The 19,427-nt window shown below is 74.8% G+C and carries 14 protein-coding genes and 1 riboswitch; of the genes, 13 read left to right on the forward strand and 1 reads right to left on the reverse strand.

From position 1 onward, the window contains the following. Positions 1 to 145 precede the first annotated feature (145 nt). Positions 146 to 277: riboswitch (cobalamin riboswitch) on the forward strand. Between the two features lie 109 nt (positions 278 to 386). The 13 genes from ABD224_RS03035 to cobC all read left to right on the forward strand — a co-directional run bounded on the left by ABD224_RS03035 (position 387) and on the right by cobC (position 18,164). Beyond that, positions 387 to 1,394 carry a cobalamin biosynthesis protein gene (locus ABD224_RS03035; RefSeq protein ID WP_344046432.1) on the forward strand — a complete coding sequence of 336 codons (1,008 nt, stop codon included), beginning with the start codon at positions 387 to 389 and terminating at the stop codon, positions 1,392 to 1,394. Beyond that, a complete protein-coding gene (locus ABD224_RS03040) occupies positions 1,391 to 2,935 on the forward strand; it encodes a cobyric acid synthase (RefSeq protein WP_344046723.1) in 1,545 nt (514 codons plus the stop codon). The genes ABD224_RS03035 and ABD224_RS03040 overlap by 4 nt, the downstream gene beginning before the upstream one ends. Then, entirely contained in the window at positions 2,932 to 6,582 is a 3,651-nt protein-coding gene (gene cobN / locus ABD224_RS03045) for a cobaltochelatase subunit CobN (RefSeq protein WP_344046435.1), read from the forward strand. Before ABD224_RS03040 ends, cobN begins: the two co-directional genes overlap by 4 nt. A 169-nt stretch (positions 6,583 to 6,751) precedes the next feature. Next, entirely contained in the window at positions 6,752 to 8,779 is a 2,028-nt protein-coding gene (locus ABD224_RS03050) for a putative cobaltochelatase (protein WP_344046437.1), read from the forward strand. After that, positions 8,779 to 9,378 (forward strand): cob(I)yrinic acid a,c-diamide adenosyltransferase, encoded by a 600-nt coding sequence (cobO, locus tag ABD224_RS03055; RefSeq protein WP_344046439.1) that lies wholly within the window; start codon positions 8,779 to 8,781, stop codon positions 9,376 to 9,378. The genes ABD224_RS03050 and cobO overlap by 1 nt, the downstream gene beginning before the upstream one ends. After that, positions 9,372 to 10,778 (forward strand): cobyrinic acid a,c-diamide synthase CobB, encoded by a 1,407-nt coding sequence (locus ABD224_RS03060; RefSeq protein ID WP_344046441.1) that lies wholly within the window; start codon positions 9,372 to 9,374, stop codon positions 10,776 to 10,778. Before cobO ends, ABD224_RS03060 begins: the two co-directional genes overlap by 7 nt. Further along, positions 10,775 to 11,506: a precorrin-2 C(20)-methyltransferase gene (cobI, locus tag ABD224_RS03065; RefSeq protein WP_344046443.1), complete on the forward strand. Its 732-nt coding sequence runs from the start codon at positions 10,775 to 10,777 to the stop codon at positions 11,504 to 11,506. The genes ABD224_RS03060 and cobI overlap by 4 nt, the downstream gene beginning before the upstream one ends. 280 nt (positions 11,507 to 11,786) lie before the next feature. Then, on the forward strand, positions 11,787 to 12,605 hold the full coding sequence (gene cobM / locus ABD224_RS03070) for a precorrin-4 C(11)-methyltransferase (protein ID WP_344046445.1): 819 nt from the start codon (positions 11,787 to 11,789) through the stop codon (positions 12,603 to 12,605). Further along, complete coding sequence (cbiE, locus tag ABD224_RS03075; RefSeq protein ID WP_344046447.1) at positions 12,602 to 13,846, forward strand: precorrin-6y C5,15-methyltransferase (decarboxylating) subunit CbiE; 1,245 nt, start codon at positions 12,602 to 12,604, stop codon at positions 13,844 to 13,846. The genes cobM and cbiE overlap by 4 nt, the downstream gene beginning before the upstream one ends. Further along, positions 13,843 to 15,543 carry a precorrin-3B C(17)-methyltransferase gene (gene cobJ, locus ABD224_RS03080; protein ID WP_344046449.1) on the forward strand — a complete coding sequence of 567 codons (1,701 nt, stop codon included), beginning with the start codon at positions 13,843 to 13,845 and terminating at the stop codon, positions 15,541 to 15,543. The genes cbiE and cobJ overlap by 4 nt, the downstream gene beginning before the upstream one ends. Next, the gene (locus tag ABD224_RS03085) at positions 15,540 to 16,172 is read left to right on the forward strand and encodes a precorrin-8X methylmutase (protein ID WP_344046451.1); all 633 of its coding nucleotides are present in this window, start codon (positions 15,540 to 15,542) and stop codon (positions 16,170 to 16,172) included. The genes cobJ and ABD224_RS03085 overlap by 4 nt, the downstream gene beginning before the upstream one ends. Then, positions 16,169 to 17,101 (forward strand): sirohydrochlorin chelatase, encoded by a 933-nt coding sequence (locus ABD224_RS03090; protein ID WP_344046453.1) that lies wholly within the window; start codon positions 16,169 to 16,171, stop codon positions 17,099 to 17,101. The genes ABD224_RS03085 and ABD224_RS03090 overlap by 4 nt, the downstream gene beginning before the upstream one ends. Further along, positions 17,091 to 18,164, forward strand: coding sequence for an Rv2231c family histidinol phosphate aminotransferase CobC (gene cobC / locus ABD224_RS03095; protein WP_344046455.1), 1,074 nt, complete (start codon positions 17,091 to 17,093; stop codon positions 18,162 to 18,164). Before ABD224_RS03090 ends, cobC begins: the two co-directional genes overlap by 11 nt. Positions 18,165 to 18,270: 106 nt before the next feature. Here cobC and ABD224_RS03100 read toward each other — a convergent pair whose 3' ends face one another. After that, complete coding sequence (locus tag ABD224_RS03100) at positions 18,271 to 19,320, reverse strand: SCO1860 family LAETG-anchored protein (RefSeq protein ID WP_344046456.1); 1,050 nt, start codon at positions 19,318 to 19,320, stop codon at positions 18,271 to 18,273. Positions 19,321 to 19,427 lie beyond the last annotated feature (107 nt).

A 19,427-nucleotide genomic window follows, 5' to 3' on the forward strand; every position in this document is an offset into this window, starting at 1 on the left:
CCAGCGGCATCGCCCGCTCCGCCCGGAGCGTCCCGAGGACGCCCCGGGCGGGGCGGGCGTTTTCGTGCGCCGGTCGTGCGCGGTGGTGTGGGTCTTGTCTCACTGCGCCTGCGCAGGTCAACGGCAAGTTGACGGGCGTTCGCGGGGCATGGTGGACTGCCGGGGCCATGTACGGCGGCAAGAGAGGAAGCCGGTGCGAATCCGGCGCGGTCCCGCCACTGTGACCGGGAGGGCGACTTCCCGGGAGCCAGGAACTCTCCCCGTCGGTCTCGTCGAACCAGGGCGTGGACACCCTGAGTGAGGACATATCGCGATGCACGGCTGCCGACCGAGGTTCACCAGCGACACCCCGACCGCACCTTCGGTACCCCCGGTCGGCTGACCCGATGGGTGCCGATCGCGTTTTCGCGTACGGCGCCACCGCCGGCCTCCTCGGTGACCTGATCCTCGGCGATCCCCGTCGCGGACATCCGGTCGCCGTGTTCGGCCGTGCCGCGAGCGCCGTGGAACGCGCCCTGTGGCGGGACCACCGCGGCTGGGGCGCCCTGCACACCGCCGTGTGCGTGGGGGGCACCGTGGCGGTGGCCGCACTGGCCGCAGCCGCCGTACGCCGCTCCCGTGCCGCCTCCGTCGCCCTGACCGCCGCCGCCACCTGGACCGTCGTCGGCGGCACCTCGCTCGCGCGGGAGGCGCGGACGATCGGGCGCGCGCTCGGGGCCGGGGACGTCGACGGCGCCCGGGCGCGGCTGCCGCACCTGTGCGGACGCGACCCGCAGGCGCTGGACGCCGACGGGATCGCGCGGGCCGTCGTCGAGTCCGTCGCCGAGAACACCTCCGACGCGGTGGTGGGCGCGCTGCTGTGGGGCGCCGTCGCCGGAGTGCCGGGCCTCCTCGGCTTCCGGGCCGTCAACACCCTGGACGCCATGGTCGGGCACAAGTCCCCCCGCCACCGCCGCTACGGCTGGGCCTCGGCCCGTCTCGACGACCTCGCCGGCTGGCCGGGGGCACGGCTGACCGCCGCCCTGGCGGCCGTCGCGGGAGGCGACCCGCGGGGTGCCGTACGGGCCTGGCGTGCCGACGCCCGCAAGCATCCGAGCCCCAACGCCGGCCCGGTCGAGGCCTCGTTCGCGGGGGCCCTCGGCGTACGGCTGGGCGGCACGCTCTCCTACGGCGGGCGCGTGGAGCACCGCCCGGTGCTCAACGGCTCCGGGCGCGCCGTCCGGACGGAGGACATCGAGCGGGCCGTACGCCTCTCACGGCGCGTGAGCTGGCTCGCGCTCGGCACCTGCGTCGCCGCCAGGCTGCTGTGCGCCCGCGCCCGCCGGGCGGGGGCCGGGGCGGGGGCAGGGCTGAAGGCATGGGCGACGGCACGGACGAAGGGACGGACGTCATGAACGGCGGTCTGCTCGTCGCCGGCACCACCTCCGACGCCGGGAAGAGCGTCGTCACGGCCGGGATCTGCCGGTGGCTGGTGCGGCAGGGCGTGAAGGTCGCGCCCTTCAAGGCGCAGAACATGTCCCTCAACTCCTTCGTCACCCGTGAGGGCGCCGAGATCGGGCGGGCGCAGGCCATGCAGGCCCAGGCCTGCCGGATCGAGCCGACCGCGCTGATGAACCCGGTGCTGCTCAAGCCGGGCGGCGAGCAGAGCAGCCAGGTCGTGCTGCTGGGCAGGCCGGTGGGCGAGCTGAGCGCACGCGGCTACCACGGCGGGCGGCAGCACAGGCTCCTCGGCACGGTGCTGGACTGCCTCGCCGAACTGCGCGGCACGTACGACGTGGTGATCTGCGAGGGGGCGGGCAGCCCGGCCGAGATCAATCTGCGCCGGACCGACATCGTCAACATGGCGGTCGCACGGGGTGCGCGGCTGCCCGTGCTGATCGTCGGCGACATCGACCGCGGCGGCGTCTTCGCCTCCTTCTTCGGCACGCTCGCCCTGCTGTCCCGCGAGGACCAGGAGCTGGTCGCCGGGTTCCTCGTCAACAAGTTCCGCGGCGACGTCTCGCTGCTGGAGCCGGGGCTCGACATGCTGCACGGGCTCACCGGACGGCGCACCTTCGGCGTCCTGCCCTTCCGGCACGGGCTCGGCATCGACGAGGAGGACGGACTGGGGGTCCCCCCGCTCGAGCGAAGCCGAGAGTGGGGGAGGGTGTCGCTGCGGGGGGCTGTGCGGGAGTCCGCGGTGGCCCCTCCGGTGGGCGAGGAGATCCTGCGGGTCGCCGTCTGCGCCGTCCCCCTGATGTCCAACTTCACCGACGTGGACGCGCTCGCCGCCGAACCGGGCGTCGTCGTGCGGTTCGTGGACCGCCCGGAGGAGCTGTCCGACGCCGACCTCGTCGTCGTGCCCGGCACCCGGGGCACGGTCCGGGCGCTTCGGTGGCTGCGGGAGCGGGGACTTGCGGAGGCCCTCGAGCGCAGGGCCCGCGAGGGACGGCCCGTCCTCGGGATCTGCGGCGGCTTCCAGGTCCTCGGCGAGCACATCGAGGACGAGGTCGAGTCGCGGGCCGGACACGTGGACGGCCTCGGACTGCTGCCGGTACGGGTCCGGTTCGCCCGGGAGAAGACCCTCGCCCGGCCCGAGGGCGAGGCCCTGGGCGAACGGGTCGAGGGCTACGAGATCCACCACGGGGTCGCCGAGGTCACCGGCGGGGAGCCCTTCCTGGACGGCTGCCGGTCCGGAGCCGTCTGGGGCACGCACTGGCACGGCTCGCTGGAGTCGGACGGCTTCCGGCGTGCCTTCCTGCGCGAGGTGGCGGCCGCCGCCGGCCGCCGCTTCGTCCCGGCCGCCGACACCTCCTTCGCCGCCCTGCGCGAGGAACAGCTCGACCGGCTCGGCGATCTGATCGAACAGCACACGGACACGGACGCGCTGTGGCGGCTCATCGAGTCGGGCGCGCCGCGAGGACTTCCCTTCATTCCCCCGGGAGCACCCGCATGAGCACAGTGTTGTTGTTGTCGACCGCCGACACCGATCTGCTGGCGGCCCGTGCCTCGGGCGCCTCCTACCGGATCGGCAACCCGGCCCGGGTGGACGTCACCGAGGAACTCCCCCGGCTGCTCGACGGCGCGGACGTCGCCGTCGTCCGCCTGCTCGGCGGCAAGCGCGCCTGGGAGGACGGACTCGCCGCGCTGAAGGCGTCCGGTGTCCCGACCGTGCTGCTGGGCGGGGAGGCCGTGCCGGACGCGGAGCTGATGGCCGAGTCGTCGGTGCCGGCGGGCGTGGTGGCGGAGGCCCTGCGGTACCTCGTCGAGGGCGGGCCGGCGAACCTGGCCGAGCTGGCCCGGTTCCTGTCGGACACGGTGCTGCTGACCGGTGAGGGCTTCGAGAAACCGCGGAAGATGCCGGAGTACGGCATCCACGGCGACCGCCCCTTCACCGAGGGGCGCCCGACCGTGGGCGTCCTCTTCTACCGCGCCCACGAACTGAGCGGCAACACCGCCTTCGTGGACACCCTGTGCGACGCGATCGAGGCGCACGGCGCCAACGCCCTCCCGGTGTACTGCGGTTCGCTGCGCGGCGCCGACCCGGGGCTGTACGAGATCCTGGGACGGGCCGACGCCCTGGTCGCCACCGTCCTCGCCGCCGGCGGCACCCACGCCTCGCAGGCCTCGGCGGGCGGGGACGAGGAGTCCTGGGACGTCGGGGCGCTGGCCGAGCTCGACGTCCCGGTGCTGCAAGGGCTCTGCCTGACCTCGTCGCGCGCCGCCTGGGAGGCGTCGGACGCGGCCCTCTCCCCGATGGACGCGGCGATGCAGGTCGCGATCCCGGAGTTCGACGGACGGCTGATCACGGTCCCGTTCTCCTTCAAGGAGCAGGGCCCCGACGACGTACCGGTGTACGTGGCCGACCCCGAGCGGGCCGCCCGGGTGGCCGGCATCGCCGTACGGCACGCCCGGCTGCGGCACAAGCCGAACGCCGAGAAGAGGATCGCGCTCGTCTTCACCGCGTACCCGACCAAGCACGCGCGGATCGGCAACGCGGTCGGCCTGGACACCCCCGCCTCGGCGGTACGGGTGCTGGACGCCCTGCGGGAGGCGGGCTACACGGTCGAGGGGTACCCCGACAACGGCGACGAGCTGATCCACCGTCTGATCGAGGCCGGCGGCCACGACGTGGAGTGGCTGACGGAGGAACAGCTGGCCGCCGCACCCGCGCGCGTGCCGCTCGCCGACTACCGGGCGTGGTTCGACCGGCTCGACCCGGACCTGCGGGACGCGATGCTCCAGGCGTGGGGCGAGCCGCCGGGCTCGCTGTACGTCGACGGCGACGACATCGTGCTCGCCTCCCTGCGGTTCGGGAACGTCGTCGTGATGATCCAGCCGCCGCGCGGCTTCGGCGAGAACCCCATCGCCATCTACCACGACCCGGACATGCCGCCGTCGCACCACTACCTGGCGGCCTACCGGTGGCTCGAGAACAGCTTCGGCGCCGACGCCGTCGTGCACATGGGCAAGCACGGCACGATGGAGTGGCTGCCGGGCAAGGGCCTGGGCCTGTCACGCGGATGCGCGCCGGACGCGGTCCTGGGCGACCTGCCGCTGGTCTACCCGTTCATCGTCAACGACCCCGGCGAGGGCACCCAGGCCAAGCGGCGCGGGCACGCCACGGTCGTCGACCACCTGGTGCCGCCGATGGCGCGCGCGGACACCTACGGCGACCTGGCCAGGCTGGAGCAGCTGCTCGACGAGTACGCGCTGGTCTGCGACCTGGACCCGGCGAAGGCACCGGCCGTACGGGCGCAGATCTGGACCCTGGTCAAGGCCGCCGAGCTGCACCACGACCTGCAGGTGGACGAACAGCCGGACGACGACGAGTTCGACGAGTTCGTCATGCACATCGACGGCTATCTGTGCGAGATCAAGGACGTGCAGATCAGGGACGGCCTGCACGTCCTGGGCGGCGGACCGGTCGGCGAGCCGCGGGTGAACCTGGTGCTGGCCGTGCTGCGCTCCTCGCAGGTGTGGGGCGGGAAGGCGAACGCGCTGCCGGGGCTGCGGGCCTCGCTGGCGGAGCACTTCGGGCTGGTGGAGAAGGAGCTGCTGGCCGAGCCGGGTGCGCCGGTGAAGGTGCCGGTGGAGCTGACGGACCTGGTGGAGGGCCCGGCCCGGACCGCCTCCGACGCGATCGACCTGCTGGAGCAGCTGTGCCGGCGGATCGCGGAGGGGATGGAGGAACGCGGCTGGGCGGCCTCCGCGTGCGCGGCCCTGGTGCGGGAGGTGCTGGGTGCCGACCTGCCGGAGGCGGTGGCCGTGCTGGAGTTCGCCTGCACCGAGGTCGTGCCCCGGCTCGCCCGCACCACGGACGAGATCGGGCACATCCTGCGGGCGCTGGACGGGGGGTACGTCCCCGCGGGCCCGTCCGGCTCCCCGACCCGGGGCCTGGTCAACGTCCTGCCGACCGGCCGGAACTTCTACTCGGTGGATCCCAAGGCGATTCCGTCCAGGCTGAGCTGGGAGGTCGGCCAGTCGCTCGCGGATTCGCTGGTGCAGCGGTATCTGCGGGACACGGGCGAATACCCGAGGTCGGTCGGTCTGACGGTCTGGGGCACGTCCGCGATGCGCACCCAGGGCGACGACATCGCCGAGATCCTGGCGCTGCTGGGCTGCCGCCCGGTGTGGGACGACGCATCGCGCCGGGTGACCGGCTTCGAGGTGATCCCCCTGGAGGAGCTGGGCCGGCCGCGCATCGACGTCACGGTGCGGATCTCGGGTTTCTTCCGGGACGCGTTCCCGCACGTGGTCGGGCTGATCGACGACGCGGTGCGGACGGTGGCGGAGCTGGACGAGCCCGCCGGGCAGAACTTCGTGAAGGCCCACGCCGACGAGGACACCGCCGAGCACGGCGACCGGCGGCGTGCGACGACCCGCATCTTCGGCTCCAAGCCGGGGGCGTACGGCGCGGGCCTGCTGCCGCTGATCGACGCGCGGAACTGGCGCAGCGACGCGGACCTGGCCGAGGTGTACGCCGTGTGGGGCGGTTACGCCTACGGGCGCGGGCTCGACGGACGGGCGGCGCGCGGGGACATGGAGCGGGCGTTCCGGCGGATCGCGGTGGCGGCGAAGAACGTCGACACCAGAGAGCACGACCTCGTCGACGCCGACGACTACTTCCAGTACCACGGCGGCATGGTCGCCGTGGTGCGGCATCTGACGGGGAGCAACCCCGAGGCGTACGTGGGGGATTCGGCGACTCCCGACCAGGTGAGGACCCGCACGCTGGGCGAGGAGACGCACCGGGTCTTCCGGGCGCGGGTGGTGAACCCCCGGTGGATGTCGGCCATGAGAAGGCACGGCTACAAGGGGGCTTTCGAGATGGCCGCGACCGTGGACTACCTCTTCGGGTACGACGCCACGGCGGGCGTGGTCGACGACTGGATGTACGAGAAGCTCAGCGCCGCGTACGTCTTCGACCCGGAGAACCGGGACTTCATGAAGAAGTCCAACCCGTGGGCGCTGCGCGGCATCACCGAGCGGCTGCTGGAGGCCGCCGACCGCGGCCTGTGGGCGGAGCCGGACCAGGAGACCCTGGACCGGCTCCGGGCGACCTACCTCGAACTCGAGGGAGAGCTGGAGGGAGACGCGTGATCTTCCCGGCAAATCCCGCATCAGCGAGGAGCACTTGTCCTCTTCCGGATCCGGAGCGCCGAACGGCGGACCGGCCCCGCGCGGGCAGGGAGCGGGTTTCCACCATGACGGGCTTGCGGGGCGGATGCGCAGCGCGCCGCCGGCGGCCGTGCGAAGGAGTGATTGTCGCGTGACCACGCCCTACCCCTTCACCGCTGTCGTCGGGCAGGACGACCTGCGGTTGGCTCTGCTGCTCAACGCGGTGTCCCCGCGCGTGGGCGGTGTCCTGGTGCGCGGGGAGAAGGGGACCGCGAAGAGCACGGCGGTCCGCGCCCTGTCGGCGCTGCTGCCGGAGATCGACGTGGTGCCCGGCTGCCGTTTCTCCTGCGACCCCTCGGCCCCGGACCCCGCCTGCCCGGACGGGCCGCACGAGAACGGCAGCGGTGTCGCACGGCCCGCCCGCATGGTCGAACTCCCCGTCGGCGCCTCCGAGGACCGGCTCGTCGGTGCGCTGGACATCGAGCGGGCCCTCTCCGAGGGCGTGAAGGCGTTCGAGCCGGGCCTGCTCGCCGAGGCGCACCGCGGGATCCTCTACGTCGACGAGGTCAACCTGCTCCACGACCACCTGGTCGACCTGCTGCTGGACGCCGCCGCGATGGGCGCCTCGTACGTCGAGCGCGAGGGTGTCTCCGTGCGGCACGCGGCGCGGTTCCTGCTCGTCGGGACCATGAACCCCGAGGAGGGCGAGCTGCGCCCCCAGCTGCTGGACCGCTTCGGCCTCACGGTCGAGGTCGCCGCCTCCCGGGACCCCGAGACCCGTGCCGAGGTCGTCCGGCGCCGGCTCGCCTACGAGGACGACCCCGTGGCCTTCGCCGCCCGCTGGGCCGACGAGGAGGCCGCCGTACGGCAGCGGATCGTGGCCGCGCGGCGGCTGCTGCCCCAGGTCCGGCTGGGGGACGGCGCGCTGCGGCAGATCGCGGCGACCTGTGCCGCGTTCGAGGTGGACGGCATGCGCGCCGACATCGTGATGGCGCGCACGGCCACCGCGCTGGCCGCGTGGGCCGGCCGGACCGAGGTGCTCGCCGAGGACGTGCGGCAGGCCGCGCTGCTGGCCCTGCCGCACCGCAGGCGTCGTTCGCCTTTCGACGCACCTGGTCTGGACGAGGACAAGCTCGACGAGACCCTCCGGGAGTTCGCAGGACCGGAGGACGACGATCCCGGCCCGGACGGCGGTCCCGGCGGAGGCGGCGGGCAGCCCGCGCCCGACGACGGCAGCGGTCCGCAGTACGGCGAGAACAGCGAGAGCAGCGAGGGCGACAGGACCGACGGGAACGACGGGAACGACGGCACGCCGCGGACGTCGTCCGGTGCCGGTGCGGGCGAGCAGGCCGCCGTGCGTGCCTCCGAGCCGTTCCGCGCCCGGGTGCTCCGGGTCCCCGGCATCGGCGAGGGGGCTGCCGGGCGGCGCTCGCGGGCCCGGACCGAGCACGGGCGGACCATCGGGGCCCGGCGGCCCCGGGGGGCGCTGACCAAGCTGCATCTGGCGGCGACCGTGCGGGCGGCGGCCCCGCACCAGCGGGCGCGGGGGCGGACCGGGCCCGGCCTGCTCCTGCGGCGTGACGATCTGCGGCAGGCGGTGCGGGAGGGCCACGAGTCCAACCTCGTGCTGTTCGTGGTGGACGCCTCCGGGTCGATGGCGGCGCGGCAGCGGATGAGCGCCGTGAAGGGCGCGGTGCTGTCGCTGCTGCTGGACGCCTACCAGCGGCGGGACAAGGTGGGGCTGGTGACCTTCCGGGGGTCGGGCGCCGAGGTGGCGCTGCCGCCGACCTCGTTCGTCGACGCGGCGGCGGCCCGGCCGGAGGCGCTGCCCACCGGGGGGCGCACGCCGCTGGCCGCCGGGCTGCTCAAGGCGCACGACGTGCTGCGCGTGGAGCGGTTGCGGGACCCGGCGCGGCGGGCGCTGCTCGTGGTGGTGACCGACGGGCGGGCCACGGGCGGCCCCGAGCCGGTCGCCCTCGCCGGGCGTGCGGCGCGGCTGCTCACCGCCGAGGGAGTCGCGTCGGTGGTCGTCGACTGCGAGTCGGGTCCCGTCCGGCTGGGGCTGGCCGGGCGGCTCGCACAGGACCTGGGCGGTGCCGCGGTGACGCCGGACGAGCTGCGGGCCGACGCGATCGCGGGACTGGTCAGGGAGGTTCGAGGCGACAGGAGGGCCGCGTAATGCCGCAGGGGAAGCCGAGTGTGGTGCCGGACGACGGACTGACGACCCGGCAGCGGCGCCACCGGCCGCTCGTCGTCGTGCACACCGGGATCGGCAAGGGCAAGTCCACCGCCGCCTTCGGGCTGGCGCTGCGCGCCTGGAACCAGGGCTGGCCGATCGGGGTGTTCCAGTTCGTCAAGTCGGCCAAGTGGCGGGTCGGCGAGGAGCGGGCGCTGCGGGTGCTGGGCGACTCCGGCGAGGGCGGGAGCGTCGTCTGGCACAAGATGGGCGAGGGCTGGTCCTGGGTGCAGCGGGACGCCCAGATGGACAACGAGGCCAAGGCCCGCGAGGGCTGGGAGCAGGTCAAGCGGGACCTGGCCGCCGAGACGTACCGGCTGTACGTGCTCGACGAGTTCACGTATCCGATGCACTGGGGCTGGGTCGACACCGACGAGGTCGTGGAGGTGCTGCGGAACCGGCCCGGGACCCAGCATGTGGTGATCACCGGACGCAACGCGCCGCGGAAGCTGGTCGACTTCGCCGATCTGGTCACCGACATGTCCAAGGTCAAGCACCCGATGGACGTCGGGCAGAAGGGCCAGAAGGGCATCGAGTGGTGACGTCCCCGTCCGTGCCCCGGCTGGTCGTGGCCGCGCCGGCCTCCGGCAGCGGCAAGACCACCGTCGCCACGGGGCTGATGGCCGCGCTGGCCCGGCGGGGGCTGTCCGTGTCCCCGCACAAGGTGGGGCCGGACTACATCGACCCCGGGTACCACGCGCTCGCGACCGGGCGCACGGGACGGAACCTGGACGCGTACCTGTGCGGGCCCGAGCTGATCGGGCCGTTGTTCCTGCACGGGGCACGGGGGTGCGACATCGCCGTCGTCGAGGGGGTGATGGGGCTGTACGACGGGGCCGCCGGGCAGGGGGAGCTGGCGTCCACCGCGCAGGTGGCCAAGCTGCTGCGGGCGCCGGTGGTGCTGGTCGTCGACGCCTCCTCGCAGTCGCGCTCGGTGGCGGCGCTGGTGCACGGGTTCGCCTCCTGGGACCCGGAGGTCCGGGTGGGGGGCGTGGTCCTCAACAAGGTGGCCTCCGACCGGCACGAGGCGCTGCTGCGGGAGGCGCTGGAGGCGGCGGGGGTGCCCGTGCTGGGGGTGCTCCGGCGGGTTCCGCAGGTCGATGTGCCCTCCCGGCATCTGGGGCTGGTGCCGGTCGCCGAGCGGAGGGCCGCGGCCCTGGAGGCCGTGGCGGCCATGGCCGCGCAGGTGGAGGCCGGGTGCGATCTGCCGGCGCTGGTCGCGCTGGCGCGCGGTGCGGGAACGCTGTCCTGTGCGGCCTGGGACGCGGCCGAGGCCGTGGCGGCGGCGAGGCCGCCGGGGGACGCCGCGCCCTCGCCGGGCGCCGGTCCGGCGCCCAGGGTCGCCGTGGCCGGCGGTGCCGCCTACACCTTCTCCTACGCCGAGCACACGGAGCTGCTCACCGCCGCCGGTGCCGAGGTCGTCCCCTTCGACCCGCTCCGTGACGAGCGGCTGCCCGAGGGGACCCGCGGGCTGGTGATCGGCGGCGGCTTCCCCGAGGTGTACGCCGCCGAGCTGTCCGCCAACGAGCCGCTGCGCGGGGCCGTCGCCGACCTCGCGCTCGGGGGCGCTCCCGTGGCCGCCGAGTGCGCCGGGCTGCTGTATCTGTGCCGGGAGCTGGACGGGCGGCCGATGTGCGCCGTGCTGGACGCCACCGCCCGGATGACCGAGCGGCTCACCCTCGGCTACCGGGACGTCGTGGCGGTCGGGGACAGCGTGCTCGCCGCGGCCGGGGAGCGAAGGCGCGGGCACGAGTTCCACCGGACCGTCGTCGAGCCCGGCTCGGGGACGGGTGCGGCGGCTCCCGCCTGGGGGGTGCGTGCTCCCGGCCGGCGGGTCGAAGGCTTCGTACAGCAGAACGTGCACGCGAGTTATCTGCACACTCACTGGGCCGCCGCGCCCGGTGTCGCCCGTCGGTTCGTCGAGAGGTGCCGGACGTCATGAGCAGCAGGCTGATCGGTGTCGGGGTGGGCCCCGGCGACCCCGAGCTGGTGACCGTGAAAGGGGTCAACGCGCTGCGCGGGGCCGATGTCGTGGTCGTCCCGGTGATGGACACCGGGGAGCGGGGGCGCGCCGAGGCGACCGTGCTGCACTACGTGCCCGAGGAGAAGGTCGTCCGGGTGGTGTTCGCGCTGAACGAGCGGTCCGACCGGGCGCGGCGCGAGGCCGCGTGGGACGCCGCCGGGGAGCGGGTCGCCGGTCTGCTCGCGCGGCACGCGTGCGTCGCCTTCGCCACCATCGGCGACCCGAACGTGTACTCCACCTTCACCTATCTCGCGCAGACCGTCGCCGAGCTGGTGCCGGGGACCGTCGTGGAGACCGTGCCCGGGATCACCGCCATGCAGGACCTGGCGGCGCGTTCGGGTGCCGTGCTCACCGAGGGCACCGAGCCGCTGACCCTGGTGCCCGTCACCGCCGGGGCCGCCGTGCTCAAGGAGGCGCTGAACGGGCCGGGGACGGTCGTGGCGTACAAGTTCGGGCGGCGGGCGCGGGAGGTCGCCGAGGCCCTGCGGGACAGCGGGCGGCTCGAGGGCGCGGTGTGGGGGTCGGCGCTCGGCCTGCCGGAGGAGTCCATCCGGCCGGCCGCGGAGCTCGACGGGACTCCCCTGCCGTACCTCTCCACCCTCATCGCTCCCGCCCGGCGCGACGGGGGGCGGGGCAGCAAGTTGTGAACCGCGCCGGGGGCGGGCCGGCCCGGCAGGCCGGTCACGCCCGGGGGCACCGGGAACGCGCGCCGGGCGTGAGGCGGGACCGCCCCGGTGACCACCCGTGCCCTTGCGGAACCGCCCTGCGCCCTCGCCACCGGACCACCGGGACCGCCGGAGCCGCCGGGGCCGCCGGACGTTCCGGCATCGCTCCCGGCCGTGTCCCTCCGGCCGCCGCCGCACCCGGACACCACGACGCACCACGACATCCCGTATGACCGTACGACCGCATGAGAGGACCCGAGCCATGGCCGACGCACCCGCCGGCAAGGTGACCTTCGTCGGTGCCGGCCCCGGCGCCGCCGATCTGCTGACGTTCCGCGCCGCCCGCGCGATCGCCGAGGCGGACGTCGTGATCTGGGCGGCCAGCCTCGTCCAGGCCGAGGTGCTCGAACACGCCCGCGAGGACGCGGAGATCCTGGACTCGGCGACCATGTCCCTGGAGGACGTCGTCGCCGTCTACGAGCGGGCCCACCGGGAGGGGCTGAAAGTGGCCCGGGTCCACTCCGGCGACCCCGCCCTGTGGGGCGGGACGCAGGAGCAGCTCGACCGGTGCGCGGACATCGGGATCGCGACGGAGGTCGTGCCGGGCGTCTCCTCCTTCTCCGCCGTCGCCGCGCTCGTCCGGCGTGAGCTGACCGTTCCGGAGGTCGCCCAGTCGGTGGTGCTCACCCGGCTCGGCGGCGGCAAGACGCCGATGCCTCCCGGTGAGGAGGTGCGCGAGTTCGCCCGGCACGGCACCACCATGGCCGTCTTCCTGTCGGCGGCCCGCAGCGGCCAGCTGGCGCGGGAGCTGCTGGAGGGCGGCTATCCGGCGTCCACGCCGGTCGTGGTGGCGTACCAGGCGACCTGGCCGGAGGAGCTGATCGTCAGGTGCACGGTCGGCACGCTGGAGGAGACGGTCAAGAAGCACAAGCTCTGGAAGCACACGCTGTTCCTGGTCGGCCCGGCCCTGGAGGCGCACGGCACCCGCTCGCACCTGTACCACCCCGGTCACTTCCACGGCTACCGCAAGGCCGACCCCGAGGCCCGCAAGGCCCTGCGCGTACGGGGTGCGCGCACATGATCACAGTCGTCGGCACGGGGGCGGGGACGGCGTACGACCCCCGGGTGCTCCTCGGCGCCGGGCTCGTCGTGGGCGGGCGGCGTCATCTGGACGCCGTCCGGCTGCCCGAGGGCGCCGAGCGGATCGTGCTCGGGCCGCTGGGGCCCGCGCTGGACGCGGTGGAGCGGTACGTCGCGCGGGAGCGGCGCGTCGTCGTGCTGGCGTCCGGCGACCCGGGGTTCTTCGGGATCGTGCGGGCGCTGGCCGAGCGGTTCGGGCCCGAGCGGCTGGACGTGCGCCCCGGGGTCTCCTCCGTCGCCGCCGCCTTCGCGCGGCTCGGGCTGCCCTGGGACGACGCGGTGGTGGTCAGCGCGCACGGGCGGGATCTGCGGACGGCCGTCCAGGTGTGCCGGGCCCGTCCGAAGGTCGCCGTGCTGACCGGGCCGGGCGCCGGGCCCGCCGAGCTGGGCGCCGCGCTGGCCCGCACTCCCGCCGGTGACCGGGTGCTGGTCGTGGCCCGTGCGCTCGGCGACCCGGCGCACGAGCGCGTGGAGCGGGTCACGCCCGCCGAGGCGGCCGGACGGGACTGGGGGACGGCGGTGAACGTGGTGCTGTGCCTGGACGAGTCACGGCTGCTGGGCGGTGCGCGGACCGTCGCCGGGTTCGCGGAGGGACCGGCGGGCTGGGCGCTGCCGGAGGACGCGTTCGCGCACCGCGACTCGATGATCACCAAGTTCGAGGTGCGGGCGCTGGCGCTGGCCCGGCTCGGGCCGCGGCTGGGCGATCTGGTCTGGGACGTGGGAGCCGGGTCGGGGTCGGTGGCGGTGGAGTGCGCGCGGCTCGGGGCGGCGGTCGTCGCCGTCGAGAAGGCGGCGGACGGGGTCGAGCGGATCCGCGCCAACGCCGCCGCCCACGGGGTCGACGTGGCGGTGGTGCACGGTGCGGCTCCTGCCGCGCTGTCGGGGCTCGACGATCCCGACGCCGTGTTCGTGGGCGGCGGGGGACGCGAACTGCCCGGCATCGTCGGCGTGTGCGCGCGCCGGGCCCGGCGGACCGTCGTGGTCGCCGTGGCGGCGCTCGACCGGGTGCCGGCCGCGCGCGCGGCGCTGACCGCCGCCGGGTTCGTCTGCGACGGGGTGCTGCTGCAGTCCTCCCGGCTCGCACCGCTGCCGGGGGACGTGACCCGGCTGGCGGCGACCAATCCCGTGTTCCTGCTGTGGGGGGTGCGGCCCCCGGTGTCCAGTGAAGGAGTGAGTCAGTGATCGGCCTCATTTCCGCCACCGCGGCGGGCGCGGCCGCGCGGGACCGGCTGGCGGCCGCGTGGCCGGACCGTACGCGGGTGTACGACGGGCCCGTCGGGGACGCCGTGCGGGCCGCGTTCGCCGAGTGCGAGCAGGTGGTGTGCTTCCTGGCGACGGGGGCGGTGGTCCGGCTCATCGCGCCGCTGCTGGGCGAGAAGGCGTCCGATCCGGGCGTGGTGTGCGTGGACGAGGCCGGGCGGTTCGCCGTCTCCCTGGTCGGCGGGCACGGCGGCGGGGCCAATGAACTCGCCGTGGCGGTGGGCGAGGTGCTGGGGGCCGAGCCCGTGGTGACGACCGCGACGGACGCCGTGGGGCTGCCGGGGCTGGACACCCTGGGGCTGCCGGTGGAGGGGGACGTGGCCGCGGTGTCCCGGGCCCTGCTCGACGGGGAGCCCGTCGTCCTCGAGGCCGAGGTGCCGTGGCCGTTGCCCCCGCTGCCGGTGGCGGCGCAGGGGGCGCACACCGTGCGGGTGACGGACCGGGCGGTCGAGCCGGGCGGGCGCGAGGTGGTCCTGCGGCCGCCGTCCCTCGTGGTCGGGGTCGGCGCCTCCCGGGGTGTTCCCGTGGAGGAGGTGCTGGAGCTGGTCGAGGGCGCGCTGCGGGAGGCGGGGCTGTCCGTGCGGTCCGTCTCCTGCCTCACCACCGTCGACGCCAAGGCCGGCGAGCCGGGGCTCGTCGCGGCGGCCGAGCGGCTCGGGGTGCCCCTGGTGACGTACCCCGCCGAGGAGCTGGCGGCGGTCGAGGTGCCGAATCCGTCCGCCGCGCCGCTCGCCGCCGTCGGCACGCCGTCGGTCGCGGAGGCGTCCGCGCTGGTGGGCGGGGGCGAACTGCTCGTGCCCAAGCGGAAGTCGACGCGGGCGGACGGGGGGCCGGCCAGGGCCACGTGCGCCGTCGTACGGCGGCCGGTGCGCGGACGGCTCGCGATCGTCGGGATCGGGCCGGGCGCCCGGGACCTGCTGACCCCGCGGGCGAAGGCGGAGCTGCGACGGGCCTCCGTGCTGGTGGGGCTCGACCAGTACGTCGACCAGATCCGCGATCTGCTGCGGCCCGGCACCCGGATCCTCGCATCGGGGCTCGGGGCGGAGGAGGAGCGGGCGCGGACGGCCGTCGCCGAGGCCCGGCGCGGACACGCCGTCGCACTGATCGGCAGCGGGGACGCCGGGGTGTACGCGATGGCCTCCCCCGCGCTCGCCGAGGCGTCGGACGACATCGACGTGGTCGGCGTGCCGGGGGTCACGGCGGCGCTCGCGGCCGGGGCGGTCCTCGGCGCGCCGCTCGGGCACGACCATGTGTCGATCAGCCTCTCCGATCTGCACACGCCGTGGGAGGTCATCGAGCGGCGGGTGCGGGCGGCGGCGGAGGCGGACCTCGTCGTGACCTTCTACAACCCGCGCTCCAGGAACCGCGACTGGCAGCTGCCCAGGGCGCTGGAGATCCTCGCCGGGCACCGGAAGCCGACGACGCCGGTCGGTGTCGTGCGCAACGCCTCGCGTCCGGACGAGTCCAGCCTGCTGACGACGCTGGCGGAACTGGACCCGACGACGGTCGACATGATGACGGTCGTGACCGTGGGCAACACCGCGACCCGTGCGATCGCGGGGCGGATGGTCACACCGCGGGGCTACCGCTGGCAGGAGACCCGGGAGGAGCAGCCGTGAACCGTGTCGTCCATCCCATCGAGCAGGAGTCCTTCCGGCGGCTGCGCGCCCGCCTGGACACCTCGCACCTCCCGCCGCTGACCCGGGCGGTGGTGGAACGGGTCGTCCACTCCTCCGCCGACCTGGAGTACGCCCGTGACCTCGTCATGGACGAGGGCGATCTGGTGCGGGCCCATGCCGCGCTGCACGCGGGGGCGCCCGTGGTCGTGGACGTGGAGATGGTGGCGGCCGGGATCACCCGCCGCGACACCGTCTGCCGGCTCAAGGACGCCCGGCCGGGCCCCGGGCTGACGCGTTCGGCGCATGCGATCCGGCTGGCGTACGAGCAGGTCGGTCCGGGGGCCCTGTGGGTGATCGGCTGCGCCCCGACCGCTCTGGAGGAGCTGCTGAGGCTGGACGCCTCCCCCGCCCTCGTCATCGGCCTGCCCGTCGGTTTCGTCGGGGCGGTCGAGTCCAAGGCCGCGTTGCGCGCAAGCGGGCTTCCCGCGGTGAGCAACGTGTCCGAGAAGGGCGGTTCGGCGGTCGCCGCGGCCGCGCTCAACGCCCTTCTGTACCACCCCACTTCATCTGATTCATCCGCTTCATCCGAATCACCCGATTCAGTCGAGCCGTCCGAGGAGAACCTGTGACCACCCCCACGCCGCCCGCCCTGCTGATCGCCGGTCACGGCACCCGGGACGAGACCGGGGCCGAGGCGTTCCGCGCGTTCGTCCGGGAGCTGGGGCGCCGTCACCCCGAGCTGCCCGTCGCGGGAGGCTTCATCGAGCTGTCCCCGCCGCCGCTGGGCGAGGCGGTCGCCGAGCTGGTGGAGCGAGGGGTGCGGCGCTTCGCCGCCGTGCCGCTGATGCTGGTGTCCGCCGGGCACGCCAAGGGGGACATTCCGGCGGCGCTGGCCCGGGAGAAGCAGCGGCACCCGGGGATCTCGTACACCTACGGCCGTCCGCTGGGCCCGCATCCCGCGCTGCTGAGCGTGCTGGAGCGGCGGCTGGACGAGGCGATGGGCCCCTCCTGGGAGCGCTCGGAGGTGACCGTGCTGCTGGTCGGGCGCGGCTCGACGGACCCGGACGCCAACGCGGAGGTGTTCAAGGCGGCGCGGCTGCTGTGGGAGGGGCGCGGATACGCGGGCGTGGAGACGGCGTTCGTGTCGCTGGCCGCGCCGGATGTGCCGAGCGGTCTGGAGCGGTGTGCGCGGCTGGGGGCGCGGCGGATCGTCGTCCTGCCGTACTTCCTGTTCACGGGTGTCCTGCCGGACCGGGTGCGGCGGCAGGCGGCGGACTGGGCGGCGGCCCGCACCGGGGTCGAGGTGCGCTCGGCGGACGTGATCGGGCCGGAGCCGGAGCTGCTGGACCTGGTGATGGAGCGGTACGAGGAGGCGGTGAAGGGCGATCTGCGGATGAACTGCGACGCGTGCGTGTACCGGATCGCGCTGCCGGGCTTCGAGGACAAGGTGGGGCTGCCGCAGCAGCCGCACTACCATCCGGACGACGACGGGCACCACCACGGGCATCACCATCACGGGCACCACCACGGCGGACACGCACACTCCCATGCGCACTGAGGACGGGATGCGGGACGGACACGACCTGCGGCACCACGGGGACGCCGAGGTACGGGACGACGGTGCGGCCCTGGTGGACCTCGCCGTGAACGTACGGGCCGGCACGCCGCCGGTGTGGCTGCGGGAGCGGATCGCCGCCTCCCTCACCTCGCTCGCGGCCTACCCGGACGGGCGGGCGGCGCGGGCGGCGGTGGCGGCGCGGCACGGGCTGCCGGTGGAGCGGGTGCTGCTGACGGCCGGGGCGGCGGAGGCGTTCGTGCTGCTGGCGCGGGCGTTGAAGGTGCGCCGTCCGGTCGTGGTGCATCCGCAGTTCACGGAGCCGGAGGCGGCGCTGCGGGACGCGGGGCACACGGTGGACCGGGTGCTGCTGCGGGAGGAGGACGGCTTCCGGCTCGATCCGTCGGCCGTCCCCGAGAGCGCGGACCTGGTGGTGATCGGCAATCCGACGAACCCGACATCGGTCCTGCACCCGGCCGCAACGATCGCCGGACTGGCCCGTCCGGACCGGGTGCTGGTGGTCGACGAGGCCTTCATGGACGCGGTGCCGGGCGAACGGGAGGCACTGGCGGGCCGGACCGACGTGCCCGGTCTGGTGGTGCTGCGCAGCCTGACGAAGACCTGGGGGCTGGCGGGTCTGCGGATCGGCTATGCGCTGTCCTCGCCGGAGGTGATCGCGGAGCTGGAGCGGGCCCAGCCCCTGTGGCCCGTGTCCACGCCGGCGCTGGCGGCGGCCGAGGCGTGCGTGGAGCCACGGGCCCTGGCGGAGGCGGAGGACGCGGCCCGCCGCATCGCGCGGGACCGGGCCCGCCTGGTGGCGGGCCTGGCCTCCTTCGCACCGGCCGGGGTGCGGGTGGTGGAACCGGCCGAGGGCCCCTTCGTGCTGGTCCGGATGCCGAGGGCGGCGGCGGTACGGCGCCGGCTGCGCGCCCTGGGCTACGCGGTGCGGCGCGGGGACACGTTCCCGGGGCTGGGCGAGGAGTGGCTGCGTCTGGCGGTGCGGGACCGGGAGACGACGACCGGCTTTCTGGCGGCCCTGGCCACGGCCCTGGACGCACCGGCGTAGTCCACGGCTCCGACGGCCCCGGGCCTCACGAAGTGGGGGCGCAGGGACTCCCCGCCCCTGCCCCTGGCCCCCACGCCGTCCTCCAGGACTCCCTCCAGGACGCCCCTCAGCTCTTCTTGCGCCTGCGGGCCAGCGCCACCGCTCCGCCGCCGAGGGCGAGCAGCACCGCCGAACCTCCCGCCAGGTAGGGCGTCAGGGAACTGCTGCCTGTCTCCGCCAGGTTGGCCTCGGAGGCGGGGGCGCCCTGGGCCTTCACGTCACCGGCGGGGGACGCCGCGGACTTCTCGGGCGCCTCGGACTCCTCGGGAGCCGCGGACTTCTCGGAGGGTTCCCCGGACTTGTCGGAGGGCGCCGCGGACTTGTCGGAGGGCGCCGCGGACTTGTCGGAGGGTGCCGCGGGCTCTTCGGCGGCCGTTCCGGGATCCTCGGGGGCCGCCGGGGATTCACAGGTCGCCCTGGCGAGGGTGAGGGTTCCCTCCACCTTGGCGACGTTCAGCTTCAACGGGTCGACGGAGACCTTGAGTTCGAGGGCCGTGGCCGCGGCCGTGGCGGAGGTCGTCTCCCGCTTCGACAGGTCCAGGCGGACCTTGCCGACGTTCGGGACGTGGACATCGGTCGTGCCGCCCGAGGTGAGCGTCACCCGCTTGCCGAGGACCTTGACCGGGCCCAGGACGTTGGAGGCGGCGGCCGGGGCCTTGCCCGCCTCGCAGGTCGCCCGGGAGGTGACCTGGCCGACCTCGATGACGGACAGCAGGGGCAGGCCCGGGACGTGGACCTTGGCGCGGACCAGCTCGGCCGTGCCCTCGGCCTTGTCCGCCGAGACCGTCGCGCCGGACTTCGCCACGTCGGCGCGGAGCACATGGAAGGGCTTTCCGCCGTTGACCCCGTCGAGCCGGGCGGTCAGCGTGGTCTGCTCCGCGCTCTGCGGCGCCCGCACCTCGTTGAGGGAGACGGCGAGCGGGACCTGCACCGCCTTGTTGAGCAGGGACACATCGAGATCGGTGCGCAGGACGGAGGCGCCGGCGCGACCGTTCTGCGCGCCGGTCGCGTGCGCGGAGCTCGCGCCGGCCAGTACCACCGGGCCGGCGGCCAGGGCGGTGGCGGCGGCGACGGTGACGCAACGGCGTGCGGGCATGCGGAAGGTGTGGCCGTTCAAAGTGTGGGACCCCCAGAGATGAGTACTTGGGACCCGGTAAGAATTACGCACTGAGAGTGAACGGTCAGCGATCCTGCGCTACTTCACCCTTTCGTGGGAGTTTCGGT

This window comes from Streptomyces thermoalcalitolerans (genome assembly GCF_039525155.1).
Classification (GTDB): domain Bacteria; phylum Actinomycetota; class Actinomycetes; order Streptomycetales; family Streptomycetaceae; genus Streptomyces; species Streptomyces thermovulgaris.